Source organism: Streptomyces triticisoli (assembly GCF_003270085.1).
GTDB lineage: Bacteria > Actinomycetota > Actinomycetes > Streptomycetales > Streptomycetaceae > Streptomyces > Streptomyces triticisoli.
Window position 1 is genome coordinate 1 of sequence record NZ_QFDQ01000237.1, and the last position, 17,979, is coordinate 17,979.

The 17,979-nt window shown below is 71.6% G+C and carries 12 protein-coding genes; 5 read left to right on the forward strand and 7 right to left on the reverse strand.

The genetic code is table 11. The features are described from left to right. Nucleotides 1–469 precede the first annotated feature (469 nt). From DEP02_RS28355 to DEP02_RS28365, 3 genes are all read left to right on the forward strand, one after another. On the forward strand, nucleotides 470–985 hold the full coding sequence (locus tag DEP02_RS28355) for a DUF6912 family protein (protein ID WP_112470527.1): 516 nt from the start codon (nucleotides 470–472) through the stop codon (nucleotides 983–985). Between the two features lie 102 nt (nucleotides 986–1,087). After that, a complete protein-coding gene (locus tag DEP02_RS28360) occupies nucleotides 1,088–1,756 on the forward strand; it encodes an HAD family hydrolase (protein WP_112470528.1) in 669 nt (222 codons plus the stop codon). Between the two features lie 573 nt (nucleotides 1,757–2,329). Beyond that, complete coding sequence (locus tag DEP02_RS28365) at nucleotides 2,330–7,264, forward strand: NAD-glutamate dehydrogenase (protein WP_112470529.1); 4,935 nt, start codon at nucleotides 2,330–2,332, stop codon at nucleotides 7,262–7,264. A gap of 145 nt (nucleotides 7,265–7,409) precedes the next feature. Here DEP02_RS28365 and DEP02_RS28370 read toward each other — a convergent pair whose 3' ends face one another. Further along, the gene (locus DEP02_RS28370; protein WP_112470530.1) at nucleotides 7,410–8,213 is read right to left on the reverse strand and encodes an ABC transporter ATP-binding protein; all 804 of its coding nucleotides are present in this window, start codon (nucleotides 8,211–8,213) and stop codon (nucleotides 7,410–7,412) included. Beyond that, entirely contained in the window at nucleotides 8,206–9,114 is a 909-nt protein-coding gene (locus tag DEP02_RS28375) for an ABC transporter permease (protein WP_112470531.1), read from the reverse strand. The genes DEP02_RS28370 and DEP02_RS28375 overlap by 8 nt, the downstream gene beginning before the upstream one ends. Before the next feature lie 146 nt (nucleotides 9,115–9,260). Here DEP02_RS28375 and DEP02_RS28380 point away from each other — a divergent pair, with 146 nt between their 5' ends. Next, the gene (locus DEP02_RS28380) at nucleotides 9,261–9,887 is read left to right on the forward strand and encodes a TetR/AcrR family transcriptional regulator (protein WP_112470537.1); all 627 of its coding nucleotides are present in this window, start codon (nucleotides 9,261–9,263) and stop codon (nucleotides 9,885–9,887) included. Nucleotides 9,888–10,266: 379 nt separating this feature from the next. Here DEP02_RS28380 and galE read toward each other — a convergent pair whose 3' ends face one another. From galE to DEP02_RS28395, 3 genes are all read right to left on the reverse strand, one after another. Then, nucleotides 10,267–11,247, reverse strand: coding sequence for a UDP-glucose 4-epimerase GalE (galE, locus tag DEP02_RS28385; protein WP_112470532.1), 981 nt, complete (start codon nucleotides 11,245–11,247; stop codon nucleotides 10,267–10,269). 92 nt (nucleotides 11,248–11,339) lie between these two features. Further along, the gene (locus DEP02_RS28390) at nucleotides 11,340–12,935 is read right to left on the reverse strand and encodes a glycosyltransferase family 2 protein (protein WP_112470533.1); all 1,596 of its coding nucleotides are present in this window, start codon (nucleotides 12,933–12,935) and stop codon (nucleotides 11,340–11,342) included. Between the two features lie 175 nt (nucleotides 12,936–13,110). Next, nucleotides 13,111–13,605 carry a MarR family winged helix-turn-helix transcriptional regulator gene (locus tag DEP02_RS28395; RefSeq protein WP_112470534.1) on the reverse strand — a complete coding sequence of 165 codons (495 nt, stop codon included), beginning with the start codon at nucleotides 13,603–13,605 and terminating at the stop codon, nucleotides 13,111–13,113. Nucleotides 13,606–13,708: 103 nt separating this feature from the next. Between DEP02_RS28395 and DEP02_RS28400 the strand changes: the two genes are divergently transcribed. Then, entirely contained in the window at nucleotides 13,709–14,122 is a 414-nt protein-coding gene (locus DEP02_RS28400; protein WP_112470535.1) for an organic hydroperoxide resistance protein, read from the forward strand. 187 nt (nucleotides 14,123–14,309) lie between these two features. Here the strand turns inward: DEP02_RS28400 and DEP02_RS28405 are convergent, their stop codons facing one another. Both DEP02_RS28405 and DEP02_RS28410 read right to left on the reverse strand, forming a co-directional pair. Further along, nucleotides 14,310–16,598, reverse strand: coding sequence for a bifunctional glycosyltransferase/CDP-glycerol:glycerophosphate glycerophosphotransferase (locus tag DEP02_RS28405; RefSeq protein ID WP_112470536.1), 2,289 nt, complete (start codon nucleotides 16,596–16,598; stop codon nucleotides 14,310–14,312). An 8-nt stretch (nucleotides 16,599–16,606) separates the two neighbouring features. Continuing rightward, on the reverse strand, nucleotides 16,607–17,979 hold a 1,373-nt coding region (locus tag DEP02_RS28410; protein WP_198668632.1), incomplete at its 5' end, for a CDP-glycerol glycerophosphotransferase family protein.

Genomic DNA, 17,979 nt, shown 5'->3' on the forward strand with positions numbered 1-17,979 from the left:
GGTGGGGGTGGTGCGGGGCGGGAGTGGAGGGCGGTCGCCGGGGGTGGAGTGGCGGGGGAGGCCGCCGGTCGGGGTGCGTGGTGGGGAGCCGCCGGGGCGGCGGGTGTCGTGGCGGCCCGGCGGGCGGGTGCCCGGGCGGCGCTGGGCCCTGGTCATGACCTTGTTCATGGATCCCCGTTCGATGTGGTCGTCCGGTGCGTACTGGGCAGTAACTTCCTGCTGGGCCTCTTGTACGGGGCGAAAGGGGCGGCGGCAAGGAAGGCGCGGCGCGCGTCGCGGGGCGGACAGATTCACCTATCCGTGTGATCGAGGGGGCCGCGAACCCCGGGAGAACAGGGGCGCACCGGGTGAAAGGAGGGGCATGAAGTGGACGATTCAGGGGGCATGGCCGGGACTCGAAAGGGGGCTTGCGCACGTATCCTGAAGGCCGTCCGGGTGGCGAACCCTCCGACCATGAAAGCGGCCTGCCATGCGTGTCTACGTCCCTCTGACCCTCTCCGGTCTCGCCGAGGCGCACAAGACGGGGGAGCTCGGGGCGGAGCCGTTCCTCGCGTACGCCGTGACGCCCGCCCTGCGCGAGTGGTACCTCTCCGACGACATCGAGGAGCTGGAGTACGCCGCGCTGAGCAGGGCCGCGCTCGCCTCCCTGCGGCTGCTGGCCAGGGACCCGGGCGCGCCGCGGCGCCGGGTCGTGGTCGCCGCGGACGTGCCCGACAACGCGGCGGCGGCCGACCCCGACCGCGGACTCGACCCGGCCGTGCTCGGCGAGGTACGGGTGGCCGGCCCCGTCCCGCTGACCAGGGCGGCCGCCGTGCACGTCGACGCGGACGACGCGGAGGCGGACGTGACCGCCGCCGCCGAGGCCCTGGGGGCGGCGGACGCCGGGGACGACGACGCCCAGTTCGTCGTGGACGGCGCCGAGGACCACGAGCTGCTGTGGTACGCCACGCAGGAGATCCCCCACCTCGTCGGGCTCGACGGCTGAACAATCCCGCCGGGGTCCCGCCAGGACTCCGCCAGGACCCCGGTCCCACCCCTTGACCTGCTGTTCTCCTGATTGTCAGTGGCGGCGGGTACGTTTTTCGGTATGGGGAAGCAAGCAGGGGCGCACATCGTCTGGGACTGGAACGGCACGCTGTTCCACGACAACGCCGCGGTCGTCGGAGCGACGAACGCGGCGTTCGCCGAGCTCGGACTGGAGTCGATCACACTGGAGCAGTACCGCGCGCTGTACTGCGTGCCGGTCCCGAAGTTCTACGAGCGGCTGCTGGGCCGGCTCCCCACCGAGGCCGAGTGGGACGCGATGGACGTCGTCTTCCACCGGCACTACACCGAGCACCGCACCCGCTGCGCGCTGGCCGAGGGAGCGGTGGAACTGCTCACCGGCTGGACGTCGTCCGGATACAGCCAGTCGATCCTGAGCATGTACGGGCACGAGGACCTCGTCCCGCTGGTGCGGGGCTTCGGGATCGAATCGCACTTCCTGCGAGTGGACGGGCGGACGGGGCCGTCCGGCGGCAGCAAGTCCGAGCACATGGTGCGGCATCTGGGCCTGCTTGCCGGGACGGTGAACCCGGCGCGCACGGTGGTCATCGGGGACGCCGCGGACGACGCGCTGGCCGCGCGGCACGCCGGGGCGCGGGCGGTGCTCTACACCGGCGGTTCGCACAGCCGGGCCAGCCTGGAGGGGGCCGGCGTGCCGGTGGTGGACACCCTCCGCGAGGCGGTCGCCGAGGCCCACCGCCTCGCGGAGTGAAAGAAGTGAAGCGAAGGAGAAAAGGCGGAGAAAAACAAGAGAGAAGGGAGTGAGAAGAGAGAGAAAGAGAGGTAAAAGGGGGAAAAGGCGGACAGGGGCAGCTAAGAGGGGCAAGCAGGTATACGCTGCTTTCGCCCTCGCCGCCCCTGTGCAGAACGTCAAACTTCCACCCCCGGTTTTGTACACATACGGCTCATGACGGGCCCCCCGTGAGGAGGGATAGCCTTGGTGGCGTGATCAGCGCGATAGTCCGCGGGGGCACCGTCGCCTCCGCTGTGCGCCCGGTGAGCACGGACCACATCCGTGTCCGGGCGGCGGTCGCTGATCCTCGCGGGCGGGAAGGGGGCGCGACAGCCCCCAGGGCGCCGCGTCAACTCCAGGCGCCGGTGCCGTGGAGAGCAGCGTCACACCCGTCGGACGCATCGAAGATGGCTGATATCCCCCCGCTCATCTCACCTCGAGGCATAGCGTCGGAGTGGACCGGACGCCCCGGTCCGAGGCGTCACGCCGAAGGGGAAGAGACCGTACTTCCTTCTACGTCACGCAACGGCGCGCGACAGGAGCCAGAGGACAATGCAGACCAAGCTGGACGAAGCCAAGGCCGAGCTGCTCGAGAGGGCCGCCCGGGTAGCTGAGAACAGTCCGTTCGGGGGCCATCTCCCGACCGGGTCGGCGGGCGAGGGAGGCCCGGACCGGGACTCCGTCCTCGCCTTCCTCCAGCGTTTCTACCTGCACGCCGACCCCGAGGACCTCATGGACCGCGACCCGGTCGACGTCTTCGGAACCGCCTACTCCCACTACCGTCTGGCCGAGAACCGCCCGCAGGGCACGGCCAGCGTCCGGGTCCACACCCCGACCGTCGAGGAGAACGGCTGGACCTGCACCCACTCCGTCGTCGAGGTCGTCACCGACGACATGCCCTTCCTCGTGGACTCCGTGACGAGCGAGCTGACCCGGCTGGGGCGGGGCATCCACGTCGTCATCCACCCGCAGTTCGTGGTGCGCCGGGACGTCACCGGCAAGCTCATCGAGGTGCTGCCCACCGCGGCGCCCGGCGAGCCGCTGCCGCACGACGCGTTCACCGAGTCCTGGATCCACGTCGAGATCGACCGCGAGACCGACCGCGCCGACCTCAAGCAGATCACCGCCGACCTGCTGCGCGTGCTCTCCGACGTCCGCGAGGCCGTCGAGGACTGGGGGAAGATGCGCGAGGCGGCGATCCGGCTCGCCGAGGGACTGCCCGGCGAGTCCGTGCCCGACGACCTGCACCCGCAGGAGGTCGAGGAGGCCCGCGAGCTGCTGCGCTGGCTGGCCGACGACCACTTCACCTTCCTCGGCTACCGCGAGTACCAGCTGCGCGACGACGACTCCCTGGCCCCCCTGCCCGGCACGGGGCTCGGCATACTGCGCGCGGACCCGCCGCACGCCGGCGACGACAACCACCCGGTCAGCCCGTCCTTCGAGCGGCTGCCCGCCGACGCCCGCGCCAAGGCGCGCGAGCACAGGCTGCTGGTGCTGACCAAGGCCAACAGCCGGGCCACCGTCCACCGGCCCTCCTACCTGGACTACATCGGCGTCAAGAAGTTCGACGACAAGGGCGAGGTCGTCGGCGAGCGTCGTTTCCTCGGCCTGTTCTCGTCCGTCGCCTACACCGAGTCGGTGCGCCGGGTCCCGGTCATCCGGCGCAAGGTCGACGAGGTCCTCGAGCGCGCCGGCTTCGCGCCCCACAGCCACGACGGGCGCGACCTGCTGCAGATCCTCGAGACCTACCCGCGCGACGAGCTCTTCCAGACCCCGGTCGGCGAGCTGCAGGCGATCGCCACCTCCGTGCTGTACCTGCAGGAGCGCCGCCGGCTGCGCCTGTACCTGCGCCAGGACGAGTACGGCCGCTACTACTCGGCCCTCGTCTACCTCCCGCGCGACCGCTACACCACCGGCGTACGCCTGCGGATCATCGACATCCTCAAGGAGGAGCTGGGCGGCACCAGCGTCGACTTCACCGCCTGGAACACCGAGTCGGTCCTCTCCCGGCTGCACTTCGTGGTCCGCGTGCCGCAGGGCACCGAGCTGTCGCAGCTGTCCGACGGTGACAAGGAGCGCATCGAGGCCCGCCTGGTCGAGGCCGCCCGCTCCTGGGAGGACGCCTTCGCCGAGGCGCTGACCGCCGAACTCGGCGAGGAGCGCGCCTCGGAGCTGCTGCGCCACTACTCGGGCGCCTTCCCCGAGGGCTACAAGGCCGACCACACCCCGCGCGCCGCGGTCGCCGACCTGGTCAACCTCGATCAGCTGAACGAGGGCAGGTCCTTCGTGCTCAGCCTGTACGAGCCGGTGGGCGCCGCCCCCGAGGAGCGCCGTTTCAAGATCTACCAGAAGGGCGGTTCGGTCTCCCTGTCCGCCGTCCTGCCGGTGCTGAGCCGGCTCGGCGTCGAGGTCACCGACGAGCGGCCGTACGAGCTGCGCTGCGCGGACCACACGACGGCGTGGATCTACGACTTCGGTCTGCTCATGCCCAAGGAGATCAGCGGCAGCGGCGACTACCTGGGCGACGACGCCCGCGAGCGCTTCCAGGACGCCTTCGCCGCCGTCTGGACGGGCAAGGCGGAGAACGACGGGTTCAACGCCCTGGTGCTGTCCGCCGGGCTGACCTGGCGGCAGGCGATGGCCCTGCGCGCGTACGCCAAGTACCTGCGCCAGGCGGGCTCGACCTTCAGCCAGGACTACATGGAGGGCACCCTCCGCAACAACGTCCACACCACCCGGCTGCTCCTCTCCCTGTTCGAGGCGCGGATGTCGCCGGACCGCCAGGGCGCCGGGCACGAGCTCGTGGACGCGCTGCTCGAAGAGGTCGACGCGGCCCTGGAGGAGGTGGCCTCCCTCGACGAGGACCGGATCCTCCGGGCCTACCTCAACGTCATCAAGGCGACCCTGCGCACCAACTTCTTCCAGCAGGCGCAGGACGGCCGGCCGCACGACTACGTCGCCCTGAAGTTCGACCCGCAGGCCATCCCGGACCTGCCGGCGCCGCGCCCGGCGTACGAGATCTGGGTGTACTCGCCGCGCGTGGAGGGCGTGCACCTGCGCTACGGCAAGGTCGCCCGGGGCGGCCTGCGCTGGTCCGACCGGCGCGAGGACTTCCGCACCGAGATCCTCGGCCTGGTCAAGGCGCAGATGGTGAAGAACACCGTCATCGTGCCGGTCGGCGCCAAGGGCGGTTTCGTCGCCAAGCAGCTGCCCGACCCGAACGTGGACCGGGACGCGTGGATGGCGGAGGGTGTTGCCAGCTACAAGACGTTCATCTCGGCACTGCTCGACATCACCGACAACATGGTCGCCGGCGAGGTCGTGCCCCCGCAGGACGTCGTGCGGCACGACGGCGACGACACCTACCTGGTGGTCGCGGCCGACAAGGGAACGGCACGGTTCTCGGACATCGCCAACGAGGTCGCCCAGTCGTACGACTTCTGGCTCGGCGACGCCTTCGCCTCCGGCGGCTCCGCGGGCTACGACCACAAGGGCATGGGGATCACCGCCCGCGGCGCCTGGGAGTCGGTCAAGCGGCACTTCCGGGAGCTGGGCGTGGACACCCAGACCGAGGACTTCACGGTCGTCGGCATCGGCGACATGTCCGGTGACGTGTTCGGCAACGGCATGCTGCGAAGCGAGCACATCCGGCTGGTCGCCGCCTTCGACCACCGGCACATCTTCATCGACCCCGACCCGGACGCGGCCGTCGGCTACGCCGAGCGCCGCCGCCTGTTCGAGCTGCCCCGCTCCAGCTGGGCCGACTACAACACCGAGCTGCTCTCGGCCGGCGGCGGGGTCTTCCCCCGTACGGCCAAGTCGATCCCCCTCAACGCGCACATCCGCGAGGCCCTCGGCATCGAGTCCGGCGTCACCAAGCTGACCCCGGCCGAGCTGATGCAGGCGGTCCTCAAGGCCCCGGTGGACCTGTTGTGGAACGGCGGCATCGGTACGTACGTCAAGGCGTCCACCGAGTCCCACGCCGACGTCGGCGACAAGGGCAACGACGCCATCCGCGTCGACGGCCGCGACCTGCGGGTCCAGGTCGTCGGTGAGGGCGGCAACCTGGGCTTCACCCAGCTCGGCCGGATCGAGTGCGCGACGCAGGGCGTCCGGATCAACACCGACGCCATCGACAACAGCGCCGGCGTGGACACCTCCGACCACGAGGTGAACATCAAGATCCTGCTCAACGGCCTGGTCATGGACGGCGACATGACCGTCAAGCAGCGCAACAAGCTGCTCGCCGAGATGACCGACGAGGTCGGCGCCCTGGTGCTGCGCACCAACTACGCGCAGAACACGGCGATCGCCAACGCGCTCGCCCAGTCCAAGGACATGCTCCACGCCCAGCAGCGCTTCATGAAGCACCTGGTGCGTGAGGGCAACCTGGACCGGGCGCTGGAGTTCCTGCCCACCGACCGCCAGATCCGCGAGCGGCTGAGCGTCGGGCACGGTCTGACCGGCCCGGAGACGGCCGTCCTGCTGGCATACACGAAGATCACGGTCGCCGAGGAGCTGCTGCACACCTCGCTGCCGGACGACCCGTACCTGCGCGGTCTGCTGCACACCTACTTCCCGACCCCGCTGCGCGAGCAGTTCGGCGAGCAGATCGACAACCACCCGCTGCGCCGTGAGATCACCACGACCGTCCTGGTCAACGACACGGTCAACACGGGCGGTACGACGTATCTGCACCGCCTGCGGGAGGAGACCGGCGCGTCGCTGGAGGAGATCGTCCGGGCACAGACGGTGGCCCGCGCGATCTTCCGGTCGGCGCCTGTGTGGGACGCGGTCGAGGCGCTGGACAACAAGGTGCAGGCCGATGTCCAGACCCGTATCCGGCTGCACTCGCGCCGCCTGGTCGAGCGCGGCACGCGCTGGCTGCTGAACAACCGGCCGCAGCCGGTGGAGCTCGGCGAGACCGTCGAGTTCTTCGCCGACCGGGTCGGACAGGTCTGGGCGGCCCTGCCCAAGCTGCTCAAGGGCGCGGACCTGGAGTGGTACCAGCAGGTCTACGACGAGCTGTCCGGCGCCGGCGTCCCGGACGAGACGGCCACGCGGGTGGCGGGGTTCTCCTCCGCCTTCCCGGCGCTCGACATCGTCTCGGTGGCCGACCGCATGGGCAAGGACGCGATGGACGTCGCCGAGGTGTACTACGACCTCGCCGACCGCCTGAACATCACCCAGCTGATGGACCGCATCATTGAGCTGCCGCGCGCCGACCGGTGGCAGTCCATGGCCCGTGCGGCGATCCGCGAGGACCTGTACGCGGCGCACGCGGCCGTGACCGCGGACGTCCTGGCCGTGGGCGACGGCTCCGCCACGCCGGAACAGCGGTTCAAGGTGTGGGAGCAGAAGAACGCGGCGCTCCTCTCCCGGGCACGCGCCACGCTCGAGGAGATCCAGGGATCGGACGCGTTCGACCTCGCCAACCTGTCGGTGGCGATGCGGACGATGCGTACGCTGCTGCGCACGCACTCGTAGCGCGCGCCCGGACAGTACGTCGAGGGCGCCCCGGACCGGCGGGTCCGGGGCGCCCTCATGTCCTGAGCGGTCCTGGGCGGTCCTGAGCGAGTCCTGGTCGGCGAGGTGCTGTACGCCGTGGTGCCCGTGGCTCCTCTCCGGCCGGCTATTTCCTGGGGCGCTTGCCGGCGCCGCCGGTGAAGGCCTCGTACGCCTCCAGGACCTCCTCGGTGGGCCCGTCCATGCGCAGCTCACCGCGCTCCAGCCACAGCACGCGCTCGCAGGTGTCACGGATCGACTTGTTGTTGTGGCTGACCAGGAAGACCGTGCCGGCCTCCTTGCGCAGCTCCCGGATGCGTTCCTCGGAGCGCTGCTGGAACTTGCGGTCGCCGGTGGCCAGCGCCTCGTCGATCAGCAGGACGTCGTGGTTCTTGGCGGCGGCGATGGAGAAGCGCAGCCGGGCCGCCATGCCGGAGGAGTAGGTGCGCATCGGCAGCGTGATGAAGTCGCCCTTCTCGTTGATGCCGGAGAAGTCGACGATCTCCTGGTAGCGCGACTTGATCTCCTCACGGGACATGCCCATGGCCAGGCCGCCGAGGTGGACGTTGCGCTCGCCGGTCAGGTCGTTCATCAGCGCCGCGTTCACGCCCAGGAGGGAGGGCTGACCGTCGGTGTAGATCCTGCCGCTCTCCACCGGCAGCAGGCCCGCGACCGCCTTGAGCAGCGTGGACTTCCCGGAGCCGTTGGTGCCGATCAGGCCGATGGCCTCGCCCTTGTAGGCGACGAACGAGACCTTCTTCACCGCGTGCACCCGGCGTACGCCGGCGGCCTTCTCGGCCTTCCCCCGGCGCAGGATGCGGTTGAGGGCGGCGGTCGCGCTGCCGCGGCCGGAGCCGGTGCCGTTGACCCGGTAGACGATGTCGACCTCGTCGGCGATGACGGTGGGGACGGGTTCGGTGTGCTCAGCCACGGCCGTACGTCTCCTCAGCCTTCCAGAAGTAGATGAACCCGCCGACACCGGCGAGCAGCGCCCAGCCCAGCGCCAACGCCCATACGTGGTGCGGGAGCTGGTGGGCCTTGAAGCTGTCGATCAGCGCGAAGCGCATCAGGTCGATGTAGACGGCCGCCGGGTTGGACTCCAGCAGCACCTTCACCACGTGCGGCACGTCGGAGCGCGTGAGCGTCCTGTCGATGCTCCACATGACGCCGGAGACGTACATCCAGGTACGCAGGACGAACGGCATCAGCTGTGCGATGTCCGGCGTCTTGGCGCCCATCCGGGCCATGACCATCGAGACGCCGGCGTTGAACACGAACTGCAGCGCCAGCACCGGGAGGACCAGGACCCACGACACGCCGGGCGTCATGCCGAAACCGAGCAGGATCAGCACCAGGGCGGCCATCGAGAACAGCAACTGCTGCAGCTGCTGCAGCGCGAACGACACGGGCAGCGCGGCCCGCGGGAAGTGCAGGGCCCGCACCAGGCCGAGGTTGCCGGAGATCGCGCGGGTGCCGGACATGATCGAGTTCTGTGTGAACGTCCAGACGAACACCCCCGTCACCAGGAACGGGACGTAGTCGGCCACGCCGCGGCTGGTGCCCAGCAGGATGCCGAAGACGAAGTAGTACACCGCCGCGTTCAGCAGCGGGGTGGCCACCTGCCAGACCTGGCCGAGTTTCGCCTCGCTGTACTGGGCGGTCAGCTTGGCCGTGGCGAAGGCGTTGATGAAGTGGCGCCGCGCCCACAGTTGGCGCACGTACTCCGGCAGGGAGGGGCGGGCGCCGCTGACGGACAGGCCGTGTCGGGCGGCGAGCGCCGCGAGGTCGTCCTCGGCCGGGGCGGGGGGCGGTGCGTGGAGGACCTGGCTCACATCCGCTGCTTTCGCTCGGAACGGTTTCTTACGGTTCTCTTCACGGTTTCTTACGTCGGGACGGGACCGTATCGTCGCAACGTGAGCGTAGGGCGAAGTGACGTCGGGACGCAACCGTTTCGTCGTCACGCCCTATGCTGGGCGCCATGACGACGAACGCCGAGGAGCCCCGGACCCGTCCGCGCCGCCGTGCCCCCGCCGGGGCGGCCGTACTGCGCGAGGACGTGACGGAGGCGATCCGGGCCGCGGTCTTCGGGGAACTCGCGGCCGTCGGCTACGCGCGCATGTCCATCGAGGGGATCGCGCGGCGCGCGGGCGTCGGCAAGACCGCGGTGTACCGCCGCTGGCGTTCCAAGCTGCACCTGGTGCTCGACATCGTCTCGGCGCTCGCCGTGCAGAGCCTGCCCGCGCCGGACACCGGCTCCCTGGAGGCCGACCTGCGGCTGCTGTACGAGGTGACCTCCCGGGCCCTGCGCCACCCGGTGGCCTCGCAGGTCATCCCGGATCTGCAGGCCGAGGCGGCCCGCAACCCGGACATCGCCGAGGCCATGCGGAAGGCCCTGCGCGACGGCCAGGAGAGCGTGGCCAGCAGCATCCTGACGGCGGCCGAGAGCCGCGGCGAGATCCGTCCCGGCCTGGACCGGGACCTGGCCCTGGACCTGATCTCGGGCCCGCTGTACTGGCGCGCGGTCGTCATCCGCGCCCCGAAGCTCCCCAAGGGCTACCTGGACGCCCTGGCCCGGGGGACGACGGAGGCCATCAAGGCGCTGTAGGGCTGTCCGGCGGACACGGCCGGCTCCCAGGCCACGGGGCCTGTCAGCCCAGGTGAGGGAGAGGGCCGGTGCGGCGGCAGGGCGGGGCAGGAAGCGACGGACATCGGTGACCGGCGACAGCGCCGCCGGGGTCCCCTGCTTGAGGAGCCCGGGGAAGCGTGCCGCTCCCGCGATCCCGGCATGATGCGCCGGACAGGACTTGGCCCGGTCGGGGTGTGGCGCGGGTGTTGCTGGGGTCTCCCGCTTGAGGGGTGCGGGGAAGCGGGCGGCTCCCGCGGTCGTCCGAGCATGATGCGCTGGGCGGGCCTTGGTCCGGCCGGGGTGTGGCGCGGGCGCCGCCGGACTCGCTGAAGCGGCCCGGTGGTGGACGGTGCGGGGGTCAGTCGCGGGCCGCCTCCGGGTGGCGGCGGGTCCAGCCCTGCCAGGCCGAGGTGATCATGTCGTGGACGTCGTGCTTGGCCTTCCAGCCGAGTTCCGTGGCGATGCGGTCGGCGGAGGCGACGACGCGGGCGGGGTCGCCGGGGCGGCGCGGGGTGACCGTCGGGGGGCTGTCGTAGCCGGTGACGGCGTTGATCGTGTCGATCATCTCGCGCACCGAGACGCCCTCGCCGCGGCCGATGTTCAGGGTGAGGTCCAGGCCCGGGGAGGACAGCAGGGCGCGAGCCGTGGTCACATGGGCCTCCGCGAGGTCCACGACGTGGATGTAGTCACGGACGCAGGTGCCGTCCGGCGTGGGGTAGTCGTCGCCGAAGATGCGCGGGGGCGCCTTCTCGGTCAGCCGCTCGAAGACCATGGGGACCAGGTTGAACACGCCGACGTCCGCCAGTTCCGGACGCGCCGCGCCCGCCACGTTGAAGTACCGCAGGGACGCCGTGGCCAGGCCCGTCGCCCGGCCCGTGGCACGGACCAGCCACTCGCCGGCCAGCTTGGTCTCGCCGTACGGCGACATGGGCGCGCACGGAGTCTCCTCCGTGACCAGGTCCACGTCCGGCATGCCGTACACGGCCGCCGAGGAGGAGAACACGAACGCCCCGACCCCGGCCGCCGTCACGGCCTCCAGCAGGACGCGCAGGCCCTCGACGTTCTCCCGGTAGTAGTGCAGCGGCCGGTCCACCGACTCGCCCACCTGCTTCTTCGCGGCCAGGTGGACGACCCCGGTCACCTCGTGCTCGGCGAGCGCGCGCGCCACCCGGTCGCCGTCCAGGGTGGAGCCCACCACCAGCGAAACCCCCTGCGGGACGCGCTCGGCGATGCCGGTGGACAGGTCGTCGTACACCACCGCCCGCTCGCCCGCTTCCCTCATCGCGCGGACGACGTGCGCTCCGATGTAGCCGGCGCCGCCGGTGATCAGCCATGTCATGTGCGGGCTTCTCCTCGTCAGTTGGCCAGGTCGTCGTACGGGCGGGGAGCGCGGCCGGGGTTTTCGTCCCGGTCTGTCCTCGGTGAGGCACCTCAGTGAAGCAGACGGCGGAGCCTGCCACGGAGCACGGACGTGACCCCGTTGAGCCCGACCGCCAGGCGCAGGGAGAGCGCGCCGGAGTGCGTGGCGTAGGGCTGGACCAGCAGGACGCCGTACCGCACGCTCGGCACGACACGGCGGCGCAGCAGACCGGCGCCCGCGCGGGCGTGCGCCGTCGCCTCGCGGCTCGTGCCGTCGGCGAAGCACACCCGCATCCGCAGGTCCCAGGTGCCGGCGCCGAGCCCCGCGAGGTCCACGACCGTCTCGGCCGACCAGGTGTCGGCGGTGGCGGGCGTGAGGGGGACGGTGGCGCGCCGGGCCGCGCGGCCCGTCTCCCGGTGCCGCCACTGAAGCTCCAGGGTCCTGGGGCCGGCGGGGGCCACCCTGCCGTACAGCTCGTGCAGGCGCAGTCGCAGCAGGCTGCCACGCGCGCGCGGGCGCAGTTCCGCGTCCACGGCGAGGGGTAGGAGGTGCACCGGCCGGGTCAGGTAGGGCTCCAGCGTGATCCGGGGCAGGTCCTCCGCCCAGACCGGTGTGCCGTCCTCGTCCCGCGCGTACGGCGGGCAGAGCCGGGCCGGGCGGGCGGCGAACTCCTTCAGGCGCGGCAGATCGCGCGGTTCGGGCGAGGCCAGAATCACCCGTCCGAGGAGGCGGCCGGGGGACGTCGGGTTGACGGCCCAGTCGGCCGCGTCGTACTCGCCGAGGTACGCGCGGGTGTGCGTCCACCACGCGCGCCGGTACTCCGCGTCGCGCAGGCCCAGTTCGCGCGCGTACATGCGCAGTTCGTGGTCGAGGAACTTGGCGCGCGCGGCCCGTGCGAGCTCCTTCCGGCCGGCGTTCAGCAGGATCTCGTACGCCGTCCGGCTCGCCTCGATGCGCTGCCGCCAGTTGTCGATGGTCGCGCGGTCCAGCGAGATCGACAGGTTCTCGGCGGACCGGCGTACGTTCCACACGTACACCCGGTCCGGGACGAGGGCGACGCGCGGTCCGGCGGCCAGCACGCGCGCGGTGAACACGAAGTCCTCGTAGCGGAAGCGGCCCTCGGGGAAGCGGATGGCGTGCTCGCGCAGGAAGTCGGTGCGGTACAGCTTGTTGACGCACAGGGTGTCGTGCACGAGGCGCGGGAGCCGGGCGGGGTGCGTGAGGACGGCGCTCTCCTCGTAGAGCCGCTCCTGCCAAGGCACTTCGCGCCCGGAGGGCAGCTCACGGCGCACGCACAGGCCGCTCGCGACCTCCGCTCGCTCCTCCCGGGCGGCGCCGAGCAGCGTGTCCACGGCGCCCGGCGGCAGTACGTCGTCGCTGTCGAGGAACATCACGTACGGCGACGTCACCGCGTCGAGGCCGGTGTTGCGCGGGGTGCCGCAGCCACCGCTGTTCTCCTCGCGCCGGACGACCCGCACTCTCGGTTCGGACTCGGCGAGGCGGCCGAGCAGTTCGAAGGTGCCGTCCGTCGAGCAGTCGTCGACGGCGACGACCTCGCCGACGGCGGGTCCCTGCGCGAGGGCCGAGCGCACGGCGTCGGCTATGTGGGCGGCGTCGTTGTAGCCGATCACGACGACGCCGACGTGGGGGGTCTGATGCGGGTGCATGGAATCCACGGCCGGGAATAGTAGGTGAGGTCGGTAATCTCCGATTAAGAGGGACTTGGTGTCCCCTGGGGAAGACGGTGAGACTCGAACTCGGGTTCCCTGATCGACCTGATCAATTTCTCCGAGCGTCACAGCCGGCCGGAAGACCGTACCGCGGCGGTGGGGGCGCCACGCGTCACTCGCAGCCCGGTGTTTCCTCCAGGGCCGTCGTGTCGAGAGCCGTCGTGAGGCGGTCGAGGCGGGTGTGGAGGTCGCGGATCTCCTCGAGGGTGAAGCCGGTGGCCGACATGACGCGGCGGGGTATCCGCAGCGCGCGGGCGCGCAGTGCCGCGCCCTGTTCGGTCGGGCGGACCTCCACCGAGCGCTCGTCGCGCGTGCTGCGCTCACGGCGTACCAGGCCGGCCGCTTCCAGGCGTTTGAGCAGCGGGGACAGGGTGCCGGAGTCGAGGCGCAGGTGCTCGCCGAGCTTCTTCACGGGGGTCTCGCCGTGCTCCCACAGGACCAGCATCACCAGGTACTGCGGGTAGGTCAGTCCGAGTTCATTGAGGACCACGCGGTAGACGCCGTTGAAGGCGCGCGAGGCGGCGTGCAGCGAGAAGCAGATCTGGCGGTCCAGGCGCAGCCACTCCGCGTCCTGCGCGGCGGCGCCCTGCGGAGCCTCGGTAGTCATACCGCCAGGATAGCTCTGGCGCGCTATTTGATTGTGCGCAATTGAGTTGTGTGCTCTACTGGCGTCCAGGCAGCCACACGACTCCCCGAGAGGGATGGTTCTCATGGACGCGCTCTACACCGCCGTCGCCACCGCCACCCACGGCCGCGAGGGCCGCGCCGTCAGCTCCGACGGCCGCCTCGACCTGCGGCTGGCCCTCCCGCCGGAGATGGGCGGCAACGGGCAGGGCACCAACCCCGAGCAGCTGTTCGCCGCCGGCTACGCCGCCTGCTTCGCCAGTGCCCTCGGTCTGGTCGGCCGCCAGGCCGCGGTGGACGTCGGCGACGCCGCGGTCACCGGCGAGGTCGGAATCGGCAAGCAGGGCGAGGGCTTCGCGCTCGCCGTCACCCTGCGCATCGAACTGCCCGCCTCCGTCGACGAGGCCACCGGCCGCAAGCTGGTCGAGCGGGCCCACCAGGTCTGCCCGTACTCCCACGCCACCCGGGGCAACATCCCGGTCGAACTCGTCATCGAGTGACCGGGTTCAGCCCCGCCTCCTCACCCTGCGCCCGCGGGCCCGGCACTCCTTCGCGGCCCGCGCCGCCGGGCTCGGCCCGTGGAAGTGCAGCAGGTCCACGCTCTGCCCGCGGCTCGCGCGGACCGCCCGGCCAAAACCAGCGCCCACGTACGGGGCCGCCAGGGACGTCACCCGGGCGTGCGTCCCCTCACGACGGCGCCAGCAGGTCGCGGCCCGAAGCCTGTGCGGGCAGCTGGGCGACCGCCCCGGACGGCGCGGGCACCACCGGCTGCGGCGCCCAGTCCTCCTCGCCGAGGATCAGGGTCCGTACCACCCGCTCGGCCGCCCAGCCGTCGTCGAACTCGCAGAACCGCGCCCGGAAACCGCTCCGCAGCCGCGCCGACTCGGTGTCCCGCCAGCTCCCGGACGCGAACAGCCACGTCAGCTCCCGGTAGGACCGCGACACATGGCCCGGCGGATCGGCGGTGATGTCGAAGTAGGCGCCCCGGCTCGCCGTGTACGCCCCCCAGTCGTCGGCGTGGATCACGATCGGCCGGTCCAGGTTGGCGTAGTCGAACATCAGGGACGAGTAGTCGGTGACCAGTACGTCGGAGGCGAGCATCACCTCCTCCACGTGCGGCTCGTCCGTCGCGTCGACGAGCACCCCGCGCCGGTGCAGCTCGGTCAGCCCCATCCCGCGCGCCGGCCCGGCGGCCAGCGACGGGTGCAGGCGTACGACGAGGGTGTGGCCCTCGCCGAGGTCCGCGGCGAATCGGGCCAGGTCGACGCGCTCGACGTACCCGCCGCGCCGGTACTCGCGGCGCGTCGGCGCGTACAGCACCACCGTGTGCTCCGGCGGGACGCCCCACCGGGCACGTACGGCGGCGCCCGCGCCGGGCCGGGCACCCACGAGCACGTCGTTGCGGGGGCTGCCGGTGCGCGCGGAGGCGAACCGGCAGGGGTAGGCCCGCTCCCACACCAGCTCGGAGTGGCGGTTGGCGACCAGGCTGTAGTCCCAGCGGTCCGCGCGGCGCAGCATCTGCGGCACGTCGACGCCGTGCCGGGCACCGGGCTTGCCCAGCAGGTCGGCCGCCATGTACTTCAGCGGGGTGCCCAGGTGGGTGTGGATGTGGACGCTGCCGGGCCGCTTGGGTGGAGCGGCGGGCCAGTTGACGTTGTTGACGAAGAACGCGGCGCGCGCGGCGAGCTGCCGGTAGCGCAGGGTGCCGGGCAGGACGTACTCCGCCTCCACGTCCCGCGGCAGCAGCGCGGCCTGCTCCCGGTCCCCGACCACCCACACCCCGCGCAGGTGCGGCGCGATCTGGAGCGCCTTGCGGTGGATCGCCGCCGGGTCGCCGAGCATTCCCCGGTGCGAGAACGCCGAGTACATCACGAGATCGGGGTCCAGCGGGCGGCGGGCGTGCAGTGCGGCCCAGCCGCCCTTGACCCGCCCGGCCGCCGTCCGGCGCACCCGCAGCGCGCGGCGCCCGAGCTCCCGGCGGGCCCTCCCGGACTGGCGCCTGAGCTGGTAGGCGGCGTAGCCGCCCTCCAGTACCCGCACCGCACCGGAGGTGTCGGCGCCGGCCGGCCGGTGCGCGCGGAACATCTCGGCGGTACGGCGGAAGAACTCGGCCTTGTCCGAGGGTGGCAGCCGGTCCGGCTTGGCGAGGATGTCCAGGCAGTGCTCGCCCATCTTCCGGTGCAGGTACGGCCGCCAGCCCGCCAGCTGGGGACGGGAGTCGAGATAGGCGAAGACCCGCTCGTACTGGTCGTGGATGTCGAAGTGCTTGCGGCTGGTGGTGGACAGGATGTTGCCCTGCCGGCGCTGGCGGTACAGCAGGCAGATCCGGTCGAGCGTGGCGATCCGGCCCGCGCTGAGCATCACCGGGAACGTCCAGGGCGTGTCCTCATAGTAGCCGGGCGGGAAGGTGAAACCGTGCTCCTCGACGAAGTCGCGCCGGTAGACCTTGTTCCAGACCACCATCAACAGGTCGAGGATCTCCGGGTGTTCGGCGGCCGTGAAAGTACCGTCCCCGTCCCCCGAGTTCTCGGCTCCGCTCGAACAGGGGGGACCCCCATCGGCCAGCACCCGGGCCAGCACGTTGCGCCGGGTCCCGCCCCACCAGTACGTGCGCGCGTAGTCGAAGACCAGCACGTCCGGGTCGCCCGTCTCGGCCAGCCGGTCGGCCATGGCGCGCAGCGCGCCCGGGGTGAGGGTGTCGTCGCTGTCGAGGAAGAACAGGAAGTCGCCGGTGGCGAGCGGCATCCCGGCGTTGCGGGCGCGGCCGAGCCCGACGTTCTCCGGCAGGTGCAGCACGCGCACGCGTGGGTCGCGGCCGGCGTACTCGTCGAGGATCGCGCCGCAGCCGTCCGGGGAGCGGTCGTCGACGGCGATCACCTCGAAGTTCCGGAAGGACTGCGACAGTACCGAGTCCAGGCACTCGCGCAGGAAGCCCTGCACCTTGAAGCAGGGGACGATGACGCTGAAGCGGGGCAAGGCTCTCGTCAGCTCCTCACGAGGGTGGCGGCGGGGGCCGGGACGCGCTCGGCGAGCGGGATCACGGGCGGGAGCTGCTCGGGCGGCTCGCCGAGGAACACCCGGCGTACGACCCGCTCGGCGGCCCGGCCGTCGTCGAACTGGCAGAACCGCTCACGGAACCGCGCCCGCAGCTCCGCTGCCTCCGGACCCGCGTAGGAGCCGTCGCGGAACAGGCGCGCCAGTTCCTGAGCGGTGCGCGCGACCGGACCGGGCGGCGCCTGCATGAGGTCGAAGCAGACGCCCCGCGTCTCCCGGTAGACCTCCCAGTCGTCGGCGTGGATCACGATCGGCCGGTCCAGGTTGGCGTAGTCGAACATGATCGACGAGTAGTCGGTGATCAGCGCGTCGGCGGCCAGGCACACGTCCTCCGAGGAGCGGTGCGCGGTGACGTCGATGATCCGGCCGCCGCTGCTCCGCCCGCCCCGGTCGTAGAAGTAGTGGGCGCGCAGCAGGACGACGACGTCCTCGCCGGCCGCCGCGCAGAACGCCTCCAGGTCCAGGCCCGGCTCGAAGCCGGTGTGGTGGTCGCGGTGGGTGGGCGCGTACAGGACCGCCGTCCTCCCCTCCGGCACACCCAGTTCGCGGCGGACGCGGGCCACGTCCTCGGCGCGGGCCGTGCAGTACACGTCGTTGCGCGGGTAGCCGTACTCCAGGGGCTCGTAGGAGCCCGGGAAGGCGCGCTCCCACATCTCGGTGGAGTGGCGGTTGGAGGAGAGGTTGTAGTCCCAGCGGTCCACGCGGCGCAGCAGCTTGGTGAAGCTGCCGGACCGGGCCGCGACCACCGGGTACGTCGACTGGTCGCAGCCCATCGTCTTCAGCGGGGTGCCGTGCTGGGTCTGCAGGTGCACGCTGCCGGGGCGTTTGACGACGGCGTCGGCGAAGTTGGCGTTGTTCACCAGGTACCTGGCGCGGGCCAGCACCTTCCAGTAGCGGCGGCTGCCGATCAGCGCGTGGTCGACGCCCTCGGGAACGGTGTGTTCCTGGCCGGGCTCCACCAGGAACACCGCGCGCAGATGCGGGGCGAGTTCACGGGCCTTGGCGTGCAGGGCGGCCGGGCTGCACGCGTAACCGCGGCCCCAGTAGGCGCAGTACACGACGAGGTTCGCGTCGAGCGGGCGGTGCAGGTGCCAGCGATAGGCCAGGCGTGCGCGCAGACCCTCCGCGCGCGGGAGCCGACCGGCCCGCGCCTGCAACCGGCCCACGGCGCACAGCGCGCGGAACGCCGTGTACGCCCCCGCCGCCAGCAGCCGGTGCCGCGCACCGGACCGGCCGCCCGGCGCACGGAACCCGGCCGGGCGGTGGCCGCGGTACAGGCGGCGCGCCCGGCGGAAGAAGGCCC